The sequence below is a fragment of the Delftia sp. NA_296.1 genome (assembly GCF_052692095.1).
The window spans coordinates 310,026-325,446 of record NZ_JBQZGF010000002.1 but is presented as its reverse complement, the minus strand read 5'-3'; the positions used below and the strand labels follow the sequence as shown (position 1 = coordinate 325,446).

Below are 15,421 nucleotides of genomic sequence, written 5' to 3'. Positions count from 1 at the left end.
TCTGTTGCGCCCGTACCCGGTGCACACCCTGATGTGCGAAGGCCCAGCCTCCCATGCGAATCCTGCTGGTCGAAGACGATGAGGCACTGGCCCAGGCGGTGGGCAGCTATCTGCGCTCCAAGGCCTTTCTGATCGACAGCGTGCCTTCTCTGGCGCAGGCGCGCGCCTGCCTGGCCGGTGCCAGCTACGCGGCCGTGCTGCTGGACCTGCACCTGTCCGACGGCGACGGCCTGGCGCTCATGCCCACGCTGCGCCGGCTGGAGCAGCCTCCCGTCACCATCGTGCTGACGGCACGCGACCAGGTCAGCGACCGCATCCGCGGGCTGGACGCGGGGGCCGACGACTATCTGGTCAAGCCCTACGACCCCGAGGAACTGCTGGCCCGCCTGCGCGCCGTGAGCCGGCGCGGCGGCGGCATGCAGGCCGGGCAGGACGCGGTGCTGCGCATGGGCACGCTGGAGATCGACCTGGCCCGCGAAATGGTGCGCGATGCCGGCCGCACCCTGCTGCTCACGCCCAAGGAATGGGCGCTGCTGCGCGTGCTCACGGCCCAGCCGCAGCGTGTGCACGCGCGCGAGCATCTGCTCGATGCGCTCTACGGCTTCGATGCCGAGGCCGACAGCAACACGCTGGAAGTATTCATCAGCCGGCTGCGCCGCAAGCTCGGGCGCGACCGCATCCTGACCGTGCGCGGTACCGGCTACCGCCTGGCCCTCGAGCATGGATGAGCCGCAGCGCTACAGCCTGGCGCTGCCGCCCCGTCTGGCCGACCAGCTGGCCCGCGAGCTGACACTGGCCCTGGCCGCCGTCTGGCTGGCCTGCGTGCTGGCGCTGGCCTGGTATGTCAGCCACATCGTGCACCACAACTTCGACCAGGAAATGATCGACAGCGGCCACCGCCTGCTGGAGGTGGCCGTGCACCAGCTGGAACAGGAGGACCACTCGCGAGAGGGCGTGCAGCGCCCGCATGTGGCCTCGCAGCCGGGCGACGAGGCCGAGGATCTGGTCTACCAGCTGCAGGACGGCCGCGGCAACGTGCTGCTGCGCACCCAGGCCGCCCCCGTGGCAGCCTTTGCCGTGCCCATGCGCGAGGGCTTCTACGAGCGCGAGGGCTGGCGCATCTATGTGGTGGCCCATCCCCGGCAGCCGCTGTTCCTGATGCTGGCCGATCCCATGGTCGAGCGCAGCGAGGCGCTGCAGCGGGCGCTGCTGGCGCTGGGCGCGGTGATGCTGGTCATGCTCGCCCTCATGGGCTGGGCGCTGCGCGTGACCGCGCGGCGGCGCCTGCGCGTGCTGCGCGACATGCAGCTGCAGCTGAGTGAGCGCGGCGGCTCCAACCTGGAGCCGCTGGACCTGGACGCCATGCCGCGCGAGCTGTGGCGGCTGGGCCGGGGCATCAACCACCTGATGCAGCGCCTGTCGCATGCGCTGCAGGTGGAGCGCTCCATGGCTGCCAATGCGGCCCACGAGCTGCGCACGCCGCTGGCCGTCGCCACGCTGCGCCTGCAGACGGCCCTGGACAGGGGCGTGGACAACACCGATGTGCGCGCGGCCTATGAGGCGCTGGAGCGGCTGCGCCAGCGAACGGAAAAGCTGCTGCAGCTGTCGCGCGCGGCCTCGGGCTCGGCGCTGGCGCAGGACGAGGTGCGGCTGGACGCGCTGGCCAGCATGGTGGCCTCCGAGTTCTGGCAGCAGGACGAATCCACCCAGCTGCGGCTGGACGTGGTGCTGCCCGAGCAGCCCTGCGGGCCGGTGGCGGGCGATGTGGACACGCTGGCCATCGCCTTGCGCAACCTGGTGGAGAACGCGCTGCGCTACAGCGATGGCTCGGAGGTGCTGCTCGAAGTCTGCGACAGCCACACCGTCCAGGTGCGCGACGAGGGGCCGGGCATGGATGCGGCGGCGCTGAGCACCGCGCGCGAGCGCCATGTGCGCCATGTGGACGACCTGCGCCTGCCCCAGGGCACCGTGCGGGAGCTGGCGTCGCCGGGCTACGGCCTGGGCCTGTCCATCGTGTCCATGATCGTGGCCCAGCATGGCGGCAGCCTGGAGCTGCAGTCGCCACCGCCTGGCAGCTCCAGCGGCCTGCTGGCACGCATTCAGTTGCCGGGGCGCGATCCGTCCGCGGATTCCGACGCCCCGGCCTGATCCGGGGCGCAGGCAGGCGGCAGGAGCGCATCGGCGGGCATGAGACCGCACAGCCTTGTGTTGCGCTGCAAGGCAGGCAGGGCGGCCAGTTTCTCTACCTCGGCATAGAAACGCTGCCAGCCCTGGGCGGCCTCGCCGCCGGCCTGGGCCGGCGCCTGGGTCTGCGCCTGGGTCTGCGCCTTTTTCCACAGCGCGGTGAAGGCCGGCACCCAGTCGTCGTAGGCGGCCAGCGCGCCAAAGCTGGCGTTGTTGGCATCGGCCACCCACTGGTCCAGCCGCGCCTGGTTGCGGTCGTAGAGCTGGCGCTGTGCATCGGTGGTCAGCAGGGCCGCATCGGCGCTGCGCCATTGCGCGCGCAGCGCAGCGTAGTCGCTGCGGAACTGCTGGTAGATCTGCGCCTTGGCCTGCGGCATGGCGGGGCCGCGCTGCTGCGGGTCCTGGTAGAGCTGCTGCAGCGCCTGGCGCGTGTGGCCGGTCAGTGCCCGCCACTGCGCGCGCCGCAGCTGGCCTGCATCCCAGCGTGCGCGGGCGGCGGGGCCGGCCTCGGTGGCCAGCCACAGCGGCGTGCCCAGGCGCTCCACGGTGGTGGCAAAGGATTCGTTGAAGGCCGTGTCGCCCGCCACATAGACCACCTGGTGGGCCAGTTCGTGGAACAGCAGGCCGGCGAACTCGCCCTCGCCCCAGCCGATGAAGGTGTTGAGCAGCGGATCGCCGCCCAGCCAGTTCAGGTAGCCCAGCGTGGAATAGGCGGGCACGCCGTAGCTGCCGGACTCCAGGCCCTGGTCGGCCAGTTGCCTTGCCTGGGCCATGGCGTCGGCCTCGGCAAAGTAGCCCCGGTAGCCCACGCAGCCGGCCACGGGAAAGCACCAGCGGTGCAGCTCCAGGCTGTCGGGCGGCGCGGCCACCACGTTCCATACGGCAAATGGCCGCTGCAGATCGGCATAGCGGCGGTAGCTGGCGTTGTCGGGCAGGCCCAGGCGCTCCACGGCAAAGGCGCGCATGCGCCGGGCCGACAGCAGGCGCTCGCGCAGTGCGGGCGCAAGGTTCTCGTCCTGCAGCCAGTCGTCAATCGGGCGGCTGGCCTGCAGCAGGTGCATTTGCCCGCGCAGGCTTTGCCAGTAATAGCCCAGTCCGTCGCCACCGGCCCCCCGGCTGGCACAGCCGCCCAGCAGCAGGCCTATGCCCACCAAAATCGCGGGCAGGCCGCGCCTGACTACACTCAAGCCTTCTCGCACCCTTGGCCCCCTTGCTGCTTTCATGGACTTCTTCACGCTGGCGATCATTGTCTTCATCGCAATCTACCTGCTCAAGACGCAGCAACAGCGCCGGCATACCCTGCTGCTGGCCCAGTATCTGGGACGATTCCAGATCGAGAAGCTGATGGGCGGCCTGATCGAAGGCTATCTGCGCGCCCTGGGTGAGAGCGACGAGCAGCGCCGTGCCCAGATCTGGACCGTGCTGGACAACACCGAGGCCAACCTGGCCGAGCAGTTCCAGCGCTTTGCCAAGGAGATGGCCACGGCCGATCCGCAGCTCACGCGCGTGAGCACACTGCCCGTGGCGCTGCCCTATCTGGACCGGCTCTTTCCCTCGTCGTCCTTCGATCTGCGCGACGCCATGCAGCTGCATGCGCGCGGCATTGCCTCCGTGCGCGTGGCCGACAGCCGCAACGAGGACGAACGCCGTGCACGCGCCTTCACGATGACGGCCGAGCTGTTGCTCATGCAGTACACCTGTCATTGGTTTTGCAAATCGCGCGCCGTGGCATCCCTGCGGCTGGTCGCACGGCACAAGACGCCCTTCGAGCAAGTGCTTGCTTCGGTGACGGATCAGACACGGCGCGACTACAGGCAGCTGATCGCCTGATCACTCCCGCCGTGGCTGGGCGCAATGCCCCGCCATGCACAGCCCAGGCTGCGATTGACGCAGTGCTGCTTGCTGTCAAAAATGAACGCCATGACACAAGTGCTGAGCTCCATCGAGGCGCGGCTGGCGTCTCTCCCTGTCCCCGTGGCCGTGATCCTGCCGTCCGGCCAGCGCGCTGGTCCTGCGGATGCGCAGGTGGTGCTGCATTTCCAGACCATGTCGGCCATGGCCAGCCTTGCGGCCGGGCAGATAGGGACACTGGGCAGTGCCATCGTGGAAGGGCTGGTGCGCATCGATGGCCGCATGCGCGACGTGATGGCGGTGGCCGCCAGCCTGCTGCAGTCCGATCCGGTGCGCGGCACATCGCACTGGTGGGGGCATGCCATGGCCCGCATGCGCTCCATGGCCGCGCACACGCTGGCGCGCGATGCCCAGCAGATCCAGTTCCACTACGACATCTCCGACGACTTCTACGGCCTGTGGCTGGACCCGCGCCGCGTCTATTCCTGCGCCTATTTCCGCGACCCGCAGATGACGCTGGCCCAGGCCCAGGAGGCCAAGCTGGACCACATCTGCCGCAAGCTGGACCTGCGGCCCGGCGAGCGCTTCCTGGACATCGGCGCGGGCTGGGGCGCGCTGCTGGTGTGGGCGGCCGAGCACTACGGCGTCACGGCCACGGGCATCACGCTCTCGCACAACCAGCACCGCTACGTGCAGCAGCTGATTGCCGAGCGCGGCCTGCAGGGCAAGGTGGACATGCAACTGCTGGACTACCGCGCGCTGGCGCCCGGCCAGCCCTTCGACAAGATAGGCTCGGTGGGCATGTTCGAGCATGTGGGCCAGGCCCAACTGCCCGAGTACTTCCAGACCGTGCACCGCCTGCTGCGCCCGGGCGGCATGGCGCTGATCCACGGCATCACGGCGGGCGGCGTGGACAACACCGAGCTGGGCGCGGGCATGGGCGAGTTCATCGACCGCTACATCTTCCCCGGCGGCGAGCTGATGCATGTGAGCCGCGTGCTGCACGACATGGGCCACAGCGGGCTGGAAATGGTGGACACGGAGAACCTGCGGCCCCACTACGCACGCACGCTGTGGAACTGGTCCGACGCACTGGAAGCCCGGCTGCCGCAGGCGCAGCGTATCCTTGAGCAGCATGCCGATGCCGAAGGTGCCGCCAAGGTGCTGCGCGCCTACCGGCTCTATCTGGCGGGTTGCGCCATGGGATTCGAGCGCGGCTGGATCGCCCTGCACCAGATGCTGTGCACGCATCCCGATGGACGACTTCAGTCGGGACCCATGGTGGGGGCTCAATCGGACTATGCTTTCAACCGCGAGTACATGTACCGCTGAGTGCATGACACGCCACACAGAAAAAGGATAGCCATGCTCTACAAGTTCAAGTCCCGTGCCACGGCCGACGTCATCATGCTCGAATCCAACGGCCGCCAGGTCCTGGAGATCGTCGGCAAGACGCCCGGCGCCAGCGGCATCATCACGGTGCAGCAGATTCCCGCCGCCATCGAGGCGCTGGAGGCCGCCGTCGCCGACGACGACGCCCGCCGCAAGGCCAGCCATGAAGACGAGTCCCAGGACGGCGAGCAGGACAGCGCCGCAGCGGGCGCGCGCGACGCCGTCAGCCTGCGCCAGCGCGCCGCGCCCATGATCGACATGCTGCGACGCAGCGCCGCCGAGAACAGCGACGTCACCTGGTAGCCGGCGCCTCCCGCTGGCACGTCAGGCGTTGATGCCCTTCATGCCTTCCTCCGTATAGCGCTGCCCGGCCACGGGCAGCTCGTCGCTGGCGCGCCGCAGCTCGTCCAGCTCGGCGGGGGTCAGTGCCACGGACAGCGCGCCCAGGTTGTCCTGCAGATGGGCGATGCGCCGGGTGCCCGGAATGGGCACCACGTCCGGCCCCTGGGCCAGCAGCCAGGCCAGGGCGATCTGCGCGGGCGTGCTGCCCTTGCGCTGCGCCAGGGCCGATACGGCGCCCACCAGGGCCTGGTTGGTGTCGATGTTGCCGGGCTGAAAGCGTGGCAGGCTGGCGCGGAAATCGCCCTGCTCGAAGGCCGTGCCTGCATGGAAGCGCCCCGTGAGAAAGCCGCGCCCCAGCGGCGAATAGGCCACCAGCCCCACGCCCAGCTCGCGGCAGGCGGGCAACACCTCGTCCTCCACCTCGCGCGTCCACAGCGAATACTCGGTCTGCACCGCCGCCACCGGGTGCACGGCATGGGCTCGGCGCAGCGTGGCCGCGCTGACTTCGCACAGGCCGATGCGGGCGATCTTGCCTTCCTGCACCAGCTGCGCCAGGCCTAGCATGGTCTCTTCGATGGGGCGCGTGGCCTCGACGCGGTGCACGTAGTACAGGTCGATGCGCTCCACGCCCAGGCGCCGCAGCGAGTCCTCGCAGCTTTGCCGTGCGTACTGCGCACTGTTGTCGATGCTGCGCCGGTACTCGCCGGCCTTGCGCACGATGCCGAACTTGGTGGCGATCTTCACGCGCGGGCGGCGCGTGGCCAGGAAGCGGCCGATCAGCTCCTCGTTGTGGTGCGGCCCGTACACATCGGCCGTGTCCAGGAAATCGATGCCGGACTCCACGGCGTGGTCCAGCGCCTGCAGCGCCAGAGCGTCGTCGCGCGGACCATAGAACTCGCTCATCCCCATGCAGCCCAGGCCCAGGGCGGATACCTGCAGATCGTGGCCGAGTTTGCGTTGTTGCATTGCATATCCTCTTGCTGAAACAAGGGGCCAGTATGGTTTTCCGAAGCGGCCTTGGCTACTGACAAAATCGCGCTTTGATCTTCCATTTTCGGAAAGCATTCCCGAGAAAATTCCCGAAAAACATTCCTGAAAACAAAGGAGCATTCCATTGCAGTGGGACGACGCCCGCATCTTCCTGGCCATTGCCCGCGCCGGCAGCCTGAGCGGTGCCTCGGCCGCGCTGGGGCTGGGCGTGGCCACGGTCTCGCGCCGGCTGGACCGGCTGGAGTCCGCGCTGTCCATGCCGCTGTTCAGCCGCCACCAGAGCGGCTATCGGCTCACGGCCGACGGCCAGGCACTGCTGGCCCCTGCCGAGGCGCTGGAGCAGGCGGCCCAGGCCCTGGGCGATGCCGCGCAAAGCCAGGCGCAGGTCGCCGGCGTGGTGCGGCTGGCCACGGCCGAGAACCTGGCCAACCCGCTGATCGCGCCCTCGCTGGTCCCTCTGTTCGCCCGCCACCCGGGTCTGCGCGTGCAGCTGGTCAGCGGCGTGCAGACGCTGAACCTGCACCGGCGCGACGCCGACCTGGCCGTGCGCATGACCCAGCCCGAGGCCGGCCACCTCACGATACGGCGCCTGGGCACGCTGGGCTTCGGCCTGTATGGATCGGCCGGCTATGTGCAAGGCCGCGCCGGCGGAAACGGAAGCGCGGGCACCCACGGCTCGGACCCGTTCGAGGGCGATGCCTTCATCGGCTGGGACGACAGCCACGCCCACCTGCCTGCCGCACGCTGGATGGCGCGCGCCCTGCACGGGCGTCCCTGCCGGCTGGAGACCAACATCCTGTCCGCGCAGCTGGCCACGGCCCAGGCCGGCCTGGGCCTGGCCGTGCTGCCGCATTTCCTGGCGCGGCAGGCGGGGCTGGTCTGCGTGGAGCCGCAGCTGGGCGCCGACCAGCCGATCTGGCTTGCCATGCATGCCGACCTTGCCCATTCGCGGCGCGTGCGTGCCGTGGCCGACCACCTCATTGAACTGTTCGAGCGGCGGCATGCCGAACTCGAAGGCCCGGCCTGAGCCGCAGCAGGGGCCGCGCGCCGTGTTAAACACGCACGCAGATTGCGAGAAAGAAAGGACTTCCATGCACCGCCTCCGTCATTCCTCCCGATTCCTGCCCTGGCTGGGCGCGCTGGCCGCCACACTGGCGCTGACCGCATGCGCCGACAGGCCCAAGGCGCCCACCGGCCCGCAGGCGCCCCCGGGAGCGGCGGCTGCCGTGTATTCGCTGCTGTTTCTGGACAACGCCTCCAACCTCGGCCCCAAGGCGGCGGCCTACTGCATAGGCAACGGCCGGGGCTGGGCGCTGCTGGACCCCGATGCGGGCACGCTGGCCTTGCTCAGCGGCCAAAGCCATGTGCGGCCGGCTTCGGCCTGCGACGTGGGCAAGGGCGGCGAGCAGGTGCTGGACCGGGCCAGCGGACGGCCGGCGCTGATGTTCGGCGTCGAACTCGTGCACTGCACGGCCTCGGGATCGCAATGCCTGCTGCGCGGCAGCTACTACGAAGGTCCCGGCAACACGCAGAGCAACCTCTACAACGCAAGCCAGCGCGGCGGCAGCTGGCAGGCCGTGATGGCGCTGCGCGGGCCGGCGCCCTGAGACTGCACCGCTGCTGTCGCGCGGCTCCCGCCAACGAAAAAGCCCGGCCGAAGCCGGGCTTGATCGTGGTTGCAACCGGGCGATCCGTCGCGGTGGTGGTCCTCGGGATCAGTCGGCGTAGGTGCCGGCTGCCTTGATGACCTTGCCCCACTTCTCGATCTCGGCCTGGACGAACTTCTTGTGGCCTTCGGGCTCGATGCGGCCGTCGCTGGCGATCACGGCGCCCAGGGCTTCCTGGCGCTTGATGAACTCGGGGTCCTTCAGGGCGGCCTTCATGGCCTCGTTGACCTTCTTGACGATGTCGGCCGGCGTGCCCTTGGGCGCGTACAGGCCGTGCCAGATGGTGACCTGGAAGTCGGGCACGCCCACCTCGGCCAGCGTCGGCAGGTCCTTGAGCGCGGGCATGGTCAGGCGCTTGGGCGTGGTGACGGCATAGGCCTGCACCTTCTTGGCCGTGATCTGGCCTGTGGTGTTGGTGGTCTGGTCGCACAGCAGGTCCACCTGGTTGCCGATCAGGTCGGCAATCGCGGGGGCGGCGCCCTTGTAGGGGACGGGCGTCATTTCCGTCTTCATGGACGCCTGCAGCATCAGGCCGCACAGGTGGGAGGCGGAACCGATGCCGGCATTGGCCAGGTTGACCTTGCCCTGGTTCTTGCCGATCCAGTCCTTGACCTCGGCGAAGTTCTTGGCCGGCAGGCTGGGGCGGCCGATCAGGGTCATGGGCACGTCGTTGATGATGCCGGCGTACTCGAAGTCGTTGAGCACGTTGAACGACAGCTTGCGGTACAGCGACGGGATCGTGGACATGCCGATGTGGTTGATCAGCAGCGTGTAGCCGTCAGGACGGGCACGTGCGGCCTTGGCCGTGCCGATGGTGCTGCCGGCGCCGTCGGCGTTGTCCACCACGATGGTGGCATTGTTCAACTGCTTGCGCATGGACTCGGCCAGATCGCGGGCCACCTTGTCGGTCGGGCCGCCTGCGGTGAACGGCACGATGAGGGTGATCGTCTTGCCTGCGGCAGGATAGTCCTGCGCGTGGGCGCCAAGGGCTGCACCGGCTGCCAGCGCAATGGCTGCGATCTTGAACAATGCTTTCATAGTGTCTCCAAGTAAATAGCGTGCAAATGATAGGGGGCGATGCGCATTTGCCTTCGAGGGCAAACACGCAAGAGAAACCGAATGCACGAGGAGACGGATTTTAAGAATTGTTTCTATTGCGCCGCAGCAGATTCCCTTGCCATTGATCTAGTGCAAACCCTGGGAGTCTTGACAGGCGTCATGTTTTCAGGGTCTGCGAAGGCTGCTCGGCGGCGAGGCCGCCGTCCCCGCGCCTCGGTGGCTACTTGTACGACCTCGCGTCTTCAATGACCTTCCCGTCATTGGGCAGGGTGCCCGGCAGCACCATCTGCACATCGCCGCGCAGCTTGGTGACTTCGCGCACGGCATCGGACAGTTGCTGGGCCAGGCCCGGTGAGGTTTCGCGGGTTTCGACCAGCAGCTGCATCTGGTCGTTGGCCATCTCGCCCGTGACCACCAGCCGCGCGCGCCCCACCTGGGGGAAGCGGCGCACGACGTCGGCAATCTGGCCCGGGTGCACGAACATGCCGCGCACCTTGGTGGTCTGGTCGGCGCGTCCCATCCAGCCCTTGATGCGTGCGTTGGTGCGGCCCGTGGGGCACTGGCCGGGCAGCACGGCAGAGAGGTCGCCCGTGCCGAAACGGATCAGCGGGTAGTCGGGGTTGAACGTGGTGATCACCAGCTCGCCCACCTCGCCGGGCGCCACCGGGTCGCCCGTGCCGGGGCGCACGATCTCGACGATGACCTGCTCGTCCAGCACCAGGCCTTCGCGGGCCTCGGTCTCGTAGGCGATCAGGCCCAGGTCGGCCGTGGCGTAGCACTGGTAGCCCGCGATGCCGCGCTCGGCCAGCCAGTCGCGCAGCGAGGGCGGGAAGGCCTCGCCCGAGACCATGGCCTTGGTCACGGAGGGGATGGGCAGACCCATCTCCAGGGACTTTTCCACAATGATCTTGAGGAAGCTGGGCGTGCCCACGTAGCCGGCGGGCCGCAGGTCGGCCATGGCCTGCACCTGCTGCTCGGTCTGGCCCGTGCCGCCTGCGAACACCGTGCAGCCCAGCGCATGGGCGCCGCTTTCCATCATCGAGCCCGCGGGCACGAAGTGGTAGCTGAAGCAGTTGTGCACCAGCTCGCCGGGCCGAAAGCCCGAGGCATGCAGCGCGCGCGCCATGCGCCAGTAGTCGGGGCGGCGGCTTTCGGGCTCGTAGATGGGGCCGGGGCTGCAGAACAGGCGCGGCATGGGCTGGCCCAGGCCGATGGCGTTGAAGCCGCCGAAGATCTGCGCGGGCCGCTGCTCGGCCTGGCGCTGCAGCAGCTCGTACTTGCGCGTCACCGGCAGGCGGGCCAGGGCCTCGCGGCTGGTGATCTGCGTGGCATCGACGCCGGCCAGGATCCGGGCGAAGGCGGCAGAGTGTTGCTGCGCATGGGCGATCTGCCGGGGCAGGGCGGACAGCAGCGCCGCTTCGCGTTCGTCAGGGGTGCGCGTCTCCAGCGCGTCGTAGAAGGCACTCATGGCTAGTCCTGTGGAAGAAGGGTCTGGGGCAGGGGCTGGGAAATGTCCGCCGGTCAGGCCAGCCAACGTTTTCTGCGCTTGTAGCTCTTGACGTCCTTGAAGCTTTTCCGCTCGCCGCCGCCCACGCCCAGGTAGAACTCCTTGACGTCCTCGTTGCTGGCCAGGTCCGAGGCCGCGCCGTCCATGACGATGCGGCCGCTTTCCATGATGTAGCCGTAGTCCGAGTACTTGAGCGCCATGTTGGTGTTCTGCTCGGCCAGCAGGAAGGTGACCTTCTCCTTGCTGTTGAGGTCGCGGACGATGTTGAACACCTCCTCGACGATCTGCGGGGCCAGGCCCATCGAGGGTTCGTCCAGGAGCACCATGCGCGGATTGGCCATCAGCGCACGGCCGATGGCGCACATCTGCTGCTCGCCGCCCGAGGTGTAGGCGGCCTGCGAGGTACGGCGCGTCTTCAGGCGCGGAAAGTAGTTGTAGACCTTCTCGAGGTTGGCTGCTATCTCGCCCTTGTCAGTGCGCGTGTAGCTGCCGGTCATGAGGTTTTCCTCGATGGTCAGGTGGGCGAAGCAGTGCCGCCCCTCCATGACCTGGACCACGCCGCGCTGCACCAGCTCGGACGGCGTGAGGCTTTCGATGCGCTCGCCCTCCAGCTCGATCGTGCCCTTGGTCACCTCGCCGCGCTCGCCCTTGAGCAGGTTGGAGATGGCGCGCAGCGTCGTGGTCTTGCCCGCGCCGTTGCCGCCCAGAATGGCCACGATGCTCTCGCGCGGCACCTGGAGCGAAACGCCCTTGAGCACCAGGATCACATGGTTGTAGATGACTTCGATGCCATTGACCACGAGCAGCGGATCGCTGGCGGCCGGGGCGGAGGTGGGTGCGGTGGTCATGGCGTCGTCCATGGGCGTTGATACGAAAGCGGAGTGCGGGGCCGCAACTCTCGGAGCATCTCTGCGCGGGGCATGCCCCAACTCAGGGACACCGAGGAAGGGCCGCCCCGCACCGAGGGTGTCGTCCCCCTCCCGCGAAGCGAGAGAGGGGGAAGGCGCGTCAGCGCCTCAGGGGGTGCAGGTCCGAGTCTTTACGTTCTTTTCCTTGGCGTACTTGTCCGCGTACTCCTTGACCAGCGGTTCGACCATGGACTTGTCGGCCTGGTACCAGTCGGAGACCACCTTCCACTTGGCGCCATCCCACTGGGCGATGCGCGACCAGTCGGTGCCCAGGTGGTTGTCGCAGCTGGTCTTGACGGGGCGGATGATCTTGCCGAAGCCCAGCTCGTTGAGGCGCTCCTGCGTGAGGTTCAGGTTCTCCAGGCCCCAGCGCACCTGCTCGGAGGTCATGACCTTGCCCTTGCCGTATTTTTCCTGTGCCGTGCGGATGGCCTCCACCTGCAGCATGGAAATCACCATGCCGCGCGTGTGGGCCATGGCGCCCAGTTCCTTGGCGTCGGTGGCCGTGCCCTGGCCCTTGTCGTAGACCATGGACTTGACCTCGTCGTGCACCTTGTCGTGCTCGGCCGTGTTGTGGATGGTCACGGTGTTGTAGCCCTTGGCGCCGGCGCCGATGTCCTTCACGTCATGGTCCGAGCCGGCCCACCAGATGGCGTACATCTTCTCGCGCGGGTAGCCGGTGGCCTGCGCCTCGCGCACGGCCGTGGGCGTCATCACGCCGGCCGACCACAGCAGCACGTAGTCGGGGCGCTGCTGGCGGATCTGCAGCCAGGTGGACTTCTGCTCCACGCCGGGCGCCGTCACGGGCAGCAAGGTCAGGTCGAAGCCTTCCTTGGCGGCGCGCTTTTGCAGCAGCGGAATGGGTTCCTTGCCGTAGGGCGAGTCGTGGTAGACCAGGGCGATCTTCTTGCCCTTGAGGCTGCCCTTTTCCTTCTTGAGGATGTCCTGGATGATGGAATCGGCCGCCGTCCAGTAGTTGCCCAGCAGCGGGAAGTTCCACTCGAAGACCTTGCCGTCGGCCGACTGCGACAGGCCATAGCCCGTGGTGATGATGGGCATCTTGTCGCCCGGCGCCTTGTCCGTCACGGCGAACGTGATGCCGGTGGACTGCGGATCGAAACCGGCAGCGCCGCCGCCCTTGCCCTTCAGGCGCTCATAGCATTCCACGCCCTTGGCCGTGTCGTAGGCCGTCTCGCATTCCTCGTAGGCGATCTTCACGCCATTGATGCCGCCCTTGGCGTTGACCAGCTTGATGTAGTCCTGCTTGCCATCGGCCCATGGAATGCCCAGCGGCGCGAACTGGCCCGTGCGGTAGACCAGCAGCGGCACGAACTGGTCCTGGGCCTGTGCGGCAGGGGCGGCCACGAGAGCGCCGATTCCAGCAGCGACCGTGGCGGCGGCGATGGCGACTTTCTTGAACATCATGACGTTGTCTCCTAGTTGGCTGGGGAAGATTCCCCGGTTATCCGGCACTCTGTGGCGCCCTGTCTCGATACAGATCAACTCAATGCGGGAAGGGCCAGACGCGAAGCTTCTGGCGGGCTGTGGCCCACAGTTTTGCCAGGCCATGCGGCTCCACGATCAGGAAGAACACGATCAGCGCACCGAAGATCATGTGCTCCAGGTAGGTCGCCGTGGCCGTGGACAGCGGCAGGCCCATCCAGTGCGGCACCTGGGTGAGCAGCAGCGGCAGCAGCACGAAGAAGGCCGCGCCGAAGATGCTGCCCACCACCGAACCCAGGCCGCCGATGATGATCATGAACAGCAGCTGCAGCGAGCGGTCCAGGCTGAAGGCCGCGGGCTCCCAGGCGCCCAGGTGAACGAAGCCCCACAGCGCGCCGGCCACGCCGACGATGAAGCTGCTCACGGCAAAGGCGCTGAGCTTGGCATAGGTCGGGCGGATGCCGATCACGCTGGCGGCCACGTCCATGTCGCGCATGGCCATCCACTCGCGGCCGATGGCGCCGCGCACCAGGTTCTTGGCGGCCAGGCCCAGCACGCACAGGATGCCCAGGCACAGCAGGTACTTCTCCATGGGCGTGTCGATCTTCCAGCCCATGATGGACAGCGGGCCTGCGCTCACCGAGCCCGAGGAAGAGTTGTTCGTCACCCAGGCCGCGCGGCTGGCCAGCCAGTCCACGAAGAACTGGGCGGCCAGCGTGGCCACGGCCAGGTACAGGCCGCGGATGCGCAGGCTGGGCAGGCCGAAGATCACGCCGAAGACCATGGCCAGCACGCCGCCGCCGATCAGGGCCACCAGCAGCGGCATGCCCTCGAAGCGGACCTGCAGGTTGTAGGCCGCGTAGGCGCCCACGGCCATGAAGGCGCCGGTGCCCAGAGAGATCTGGCCGCAGTAGCCGACCAGGATGTTCAGCCCCAGCGCCGCCAGCGACATGATCAGGAAGGGGATCAGCACGGCCTGGAAGGTGTAGTCGCTGACGCTGAAGGGAATCACCAGGAAGGCGACGGCCAGCAGCGCCACGATGGCCCAGCGGTCCTGGGCGACGCCGAAGATCTGCTGGTCGGATGCGTAGGTCGTCTTGAATTGACCGTTCTCACGATAAAACATGGTGCAAGTTCTCCGTAACGGTCAAACGCGATCAATGATTTTGTCGCCGAACAGCCCTTGGGGCCGCACGAGCAGGAAGCACAGGGCCAGACCGTAGGCGAACCAGGTCTCGATGCCGCCGCCGACCATGGGGCCCAGGTAGACCTCGGAGAGCTTCTCGCCCACGCCGATGATCAGGCCGCCGATGATGGCGCCGGGCAGCGAGGTCAGGCCGCCCAGGATCACCACGGGCAGGGCCTTCAGGGCCACCAGCGACAGCGAGTACTGCACACCCAGCTTGGAGCCCCAGATGATGCCCACCACCAGGGCCACGCCGCCGGCCACCGACCAGACGATGACCCAGATGCGCGACAGCGGGATGCCGATGGACTGGGCCGCCTGGTGGTCGTCGGCCACGGCGCGCAGCGCGCGGCCGGTCTTGGTCTTCTGGAAGAACACGCTGAGCGCGGCCACCAGCAGCGCGGCGATGCAGGCCGCGTACAGGTCTTCCTGGCTGAGCAGCACGCCGCCCTGGAGCAGGCCCTCGAGGATGAACATGGGGTCCTTGGGCATGCCCACGTTGATGCTGTAGACGGCGCTGCCGAAGATCATCGGGCCCAGTCCGTCCAGCAGGTAGGCGATGCCCAGCGTGGCCATCAAGAGCGTGATGGGCTCCTGGTTGACGAGGTGGCGCAGTGCCAGCCGCTCGATCACCCAGGCCACGACCACCATGATGGCCAGCGACACGCAGATGGCCAGCAGGTTGGTGAACCAGCCCGGCTCCATGCCGATCCACTTCGGGATCCACTCGGAAAAGCGCGCCATGGCCAGGGCCGAGAACAGCACCATCGCGCCCTGGGCGAAGTTGAACACGCCCGAGGCCTTGAAGATCAGCACGAAGCCGATGGCGATCAGCGCGTACAGCGTGCCTACCATGAGGCCGCCGAACAAGGTTTCCAGAAAAAATCCCATG

At 67.9% G+C, this 15,421-nt stretch carries 15 protein-coding genes; 7 read left to right on the top strand and 8 right to left on the bottom strand.

Annotated features, from left to right (window positions below):
* The first annotated feature begins 53 nt into the window (after positions 1-53).
* Both ACUTR7_RS05970 and ACUTR7_RS05965 read left to right on the top strand, forming a co-directional pair.
* On the top strand, positions 54-728 hold the full coding sequence (locus tag ACUTR7_RS05970) for a response regulator (RefSeq protein ID WP_013804362.1): 675 nt from the start codon (positions 54-56) through the stop codon (positions 726-728).
* Positions 721-2,148 carry an ATP-binding protein gene (locus tag ACUTR7_RS05965; protein WP_123694264.1) on the top strand — a complete coding sequence of 476 codons (1,428 nt, stop codon included), beginning with the start codon at positions 721-723 and terminating at the stop codon, positions 2,146-2,148. The genes ACUTR7_RS05970 and ACUTR7_RS05965 overlap by 8 nt, the downstream gene beginning before the upstream one ends.
* On the opposite strand, the gene ACUTR7_RS05960 is transcribed toward ACUTR7_RS05965, so the two are convergent.
* Positions 2,100-3,383, bottom strand: a complete 1,284-nt coding sequence (locus ACUTR7_RS05960) for an aminopeptidase (protein ID WP_445608512.1) — start codon at positions 3,381-3,383, stop codon at positions 2,100-2,102. The genes ACUTR7_RS05965 and ACUTR7_RS05960 overlap by 49 nt on opposite strands.
* Before the next feature lie 22 nt (positions 3,384-3,405).
* On the opposite strand from ACUTR7_RS05960, the gene ACUTR7_RS05955 reads away from it, so the two are divergent.
* From ACUTR7_RS05955 to ACUTR7_RS05945, 3 genes are read left to right on the top strand one after another with little or no spacing between them, the layout of a single operon-like run.
* A complete protein-coding gene (locus ACUTR7_RS05955) occupies positions 3,406-4,014 on the top strand; it encodes a hypothetical protein (protein WP_192367323.1) in 609 nt (202 codons plus the stop codon).
* Positions 4,015-4,038: 24 nt separating this feature from the next.
* Positions 4,039-5,367 carry a class I SAM-dependent methyltransferase gene (locus ACUTR7_RS05950; protein WP_445608352.1) on the top strand — a complete coding sequence of 443 codons (1,329 nt, stop codon included), beginning with the start codon at positions 4,039-4,041 and terminating at the stop codon, positions 5,365-5,367.
* A 33-nt stretch (positions 5,368-5,400) separates the two neighbouring features.
* Positions 5,401-5,730 (top strand): DUF1840 domain-containing protein, encoded by a 330-nt coding sequence (locus tag ACUTR7_RS05945; RefSeq protein WP_013804357.1) that lies wholly within the window; start codon positions 5,401-5,403, stop codon positions 5,728-5,730.
* A gap of 21 nt (positions 5,731-5,751) precedes the next feature.
* On the opposite strand, the gene ACUTR7_RS05940 is transcribed toward ACUTR7_RS05945, so the two are convergent.
* Positions 5,752-6,735, bottom strand: a complete 984-nt coding sequence (locus tag ACUTR7_RS05940; RefSeq protein WP_445608351.1) for an aldo/keto reductase — start codon at positions 6,733-6,735, stop codon at positions 5,752-5,754.
* A 148-nt stretch (positions 6,736-6,883) separates the two neighbouring features.
* On the opposite strand from ACUTR7_RS05940, the gene ACUTR7_RS05935 reads away from it, so the two are divergent.
* Together ACUTR7_RS05935 and ACUTR7_RS05930 are read left to right on the top strand one after the other, a co-directional pair.
* Positions 6,884-7,786 (top strand): LysR family transcriptional regulator, encoded by a 903-nt coding sequence (locus tag ACUTR7_RS05935; protein ID WP_445608350.1) that lies wholly within the window; start codon positions 6,884-6,886, stop codon positions 7,784-7,786.
* Positions 7,787-7,850: 64 nt separating this feature from the next.
* Complete coding sequence (locus ACUTR7_RS05930) at positions 7,851-8,366, top strand: hypothetical protein (protein WP_445608349.1); 516 nt, start codon at positions 7,851-7,853, stop codon at positions 8,364-8,366.
* A gap of 108 nt (positions 8,367-8,474) precedes the next feature.
* Here ACUTR7_RS05930 and ACUTR7_RS05925 read toward each other — a convergent pair whose 3' ends face one another.
* The 6 genes from ACUTR7_RS05925 to ACUTR7_RS05900 all read right to left on the bottom strand — a co-directional run bounded on the left by ACUTR7_RS05925 (position 8,475) and on the right by ACUTR7_RS05900 (position 15,420).
* A complete protein-coding gene (locus ACUTR7_RS05925) occupies positions 8,475-9,464 on the bottom strand; it encodes a tripartite tricarboxylate transporter substrate-binding protein (protein ID WP_012203083.1) in 990 nt (329 codons plus the stop codon).
* A gap of 241 nt (positions 9,465-9,705) precedes the next feature.
* A complete protein-coding gene (locus tag ACUTR7_RS05920; RefSeq protein WP_445608348.1) occupies positions 9,706-10,953 on the bottom strand; it encodes a phenylacetate--CoA ligase family protein in 1,248 nt (415 codons plus the stop codon).
* 53 nt (positions 10,954-11,006) lie between these two features.
* Positions 11,007-11,840: an ABC transporter ATP-binding protein gene (locus ACUTR7_RS05915; RefSeq protein WP_016446597.1), complete on the bottom strand. Its 834-nt coding sequence runs from the start codon at positions 11,838-11,840 to the stop codon at positions 11,007-11,009.
* Between the two features lie 168 nt (positions 11,841-12,008).
* A complete protein-coding gene (locus tag ACUTR7_RS05910) occupies positions 12,009-13,325 on the bottom strand; it encodes an ABC transporter substrate-binding protein (RefSeq protein ID WP_141830554.1) in 1,317 nt (438 codons plus the stop codon).
* A gap of 79 nt (positions 13,326-13,404) precedes the next feature.
* The gene (locus ACUTR7_RS05905; RefSeq protein WP_012203087.1) at positions 13,405-14,469 is read right to left on the bottom strand and encodes a branched-chain amino acid ABC transporter permease; all 1,065 of its coding nucleotides are present in this window, start codon (positions 14,467-14,469) and stop codon (positions 13,405-13,407) included.
* Between the two features lie 21 nt (positions 14,470-14,490).
* The gene (locus ACUTR7_RS05900; protein WP_445608347.1) at positions 14,491-15,420 is read right to left on the bottom strand and encodes a branched-chain amino acid ABC transporter permease; all 930 of its coding nucleotides are present in this window, start codon (positions 15,418-15,420) and stop codon (positions 14,491-14,493) included.
* Between the last annotated feature and the right edge of the window lies 1 nt (position 15,421).

Excerpts from the sequence above, each read along its gene's own strand:
- ACUTR7_RS05970 (WP_013804362.1), top strand. The coding sequence starts at position 54 with ATGCGAATCCTGCTGGTCGAAGACGATGAGGCACTGGCCCAGGCGGTG.
- ACUTR7_RS05965 (WP_123694264.1), top strand. The coding sequence starts at position 721 with ATGGATGAGCCGCAGCGCTACAGCCTGGCGCTGCCGCCCCGTCTGGCC.
- ACUTR7_RS05955 (WP_192367323.1), top strand. The coding sequence starts at position 3,406 with ATGGACTTCTTCACGCTGGCGATCATTGTCTTCATCGCAATCTACCTG.
- ACUTR7_RS05950 (WP_445608352.1), top strand. The coding sequence starts at position 4,039 with ATGCCCCGCCATGCACAGCCCAGGCTGCGATTGACGCAGTGCTGCTTG.
- ACUTR7_RS05945 (WP_013804357.1), top strand. The coding sequence starts at position 5,401 with ATGCTCTACAAGTTCAAGTCCCGTGCCACGGCCGACGTCATCATGCTC.
- ACUTR7_RS05940 (WP_445608351.1), bottom strand. The coding sequence starts at position 6,735 with ATGCAACAACGCAAACTCGGCCACGATCTGCAGGTATCCGCCCTGGGC.
- ACUTR7_RS05930 (WP_445608349.1), top strand. The coding sequence starts at position 7,851 with ATGCACCGCCTCCGTCATTCCTCCCGATTCCTGCCCTGGCTGGGCGCG.
- ACUTR7_RS05925 (WP_012203083.1), bottom strand. The coding sequence starts at position 9,464 with ATGAAAGCATTGTTCAAGATCGCAGCCATTGCGCTGGCAGCCGGTGCA.
- ACUTR7_RS05920 (WP_445608348.1), bottom strand. The coding sequence starts at position 10,953 with ATGAGTGCCTTCTACGACGCGCTGGAGACGCGCACCCCTGACGAACGC.
- ACUTR7_RS05915 (WP_016446597.1), bottom strand. The coding sequence starts at position 11,840 with ATGACCACCGCACCCACCTCCGCCCCGGCCGCCAGCGATCCGCTGCTC.
- ACUTR7_RS05910 (WP_141830554.1), bottom strand. The coding sequence starts at position 13,325 with ATGATGTTCAAGAAAGTCGCCATCGCCGCCGCCACGGTCGCTGCTGGA.
- ACUTR7_RS05905 (WP_012203087.1), bottom strand. The coding sequence starts at position 14,469 with ATGTTTTATCGTGAGAACGGTCAATTCAAGACGACCTACGCATCCGAC.
- ACUTR7_RS05900 (WP_445608347.1), bottom strand. The coding sequence starts at position 15,420 with ATGGGATTTTTTCTGGAAACCTTGTTCGGCGGCCTCATGGTAGGCACG.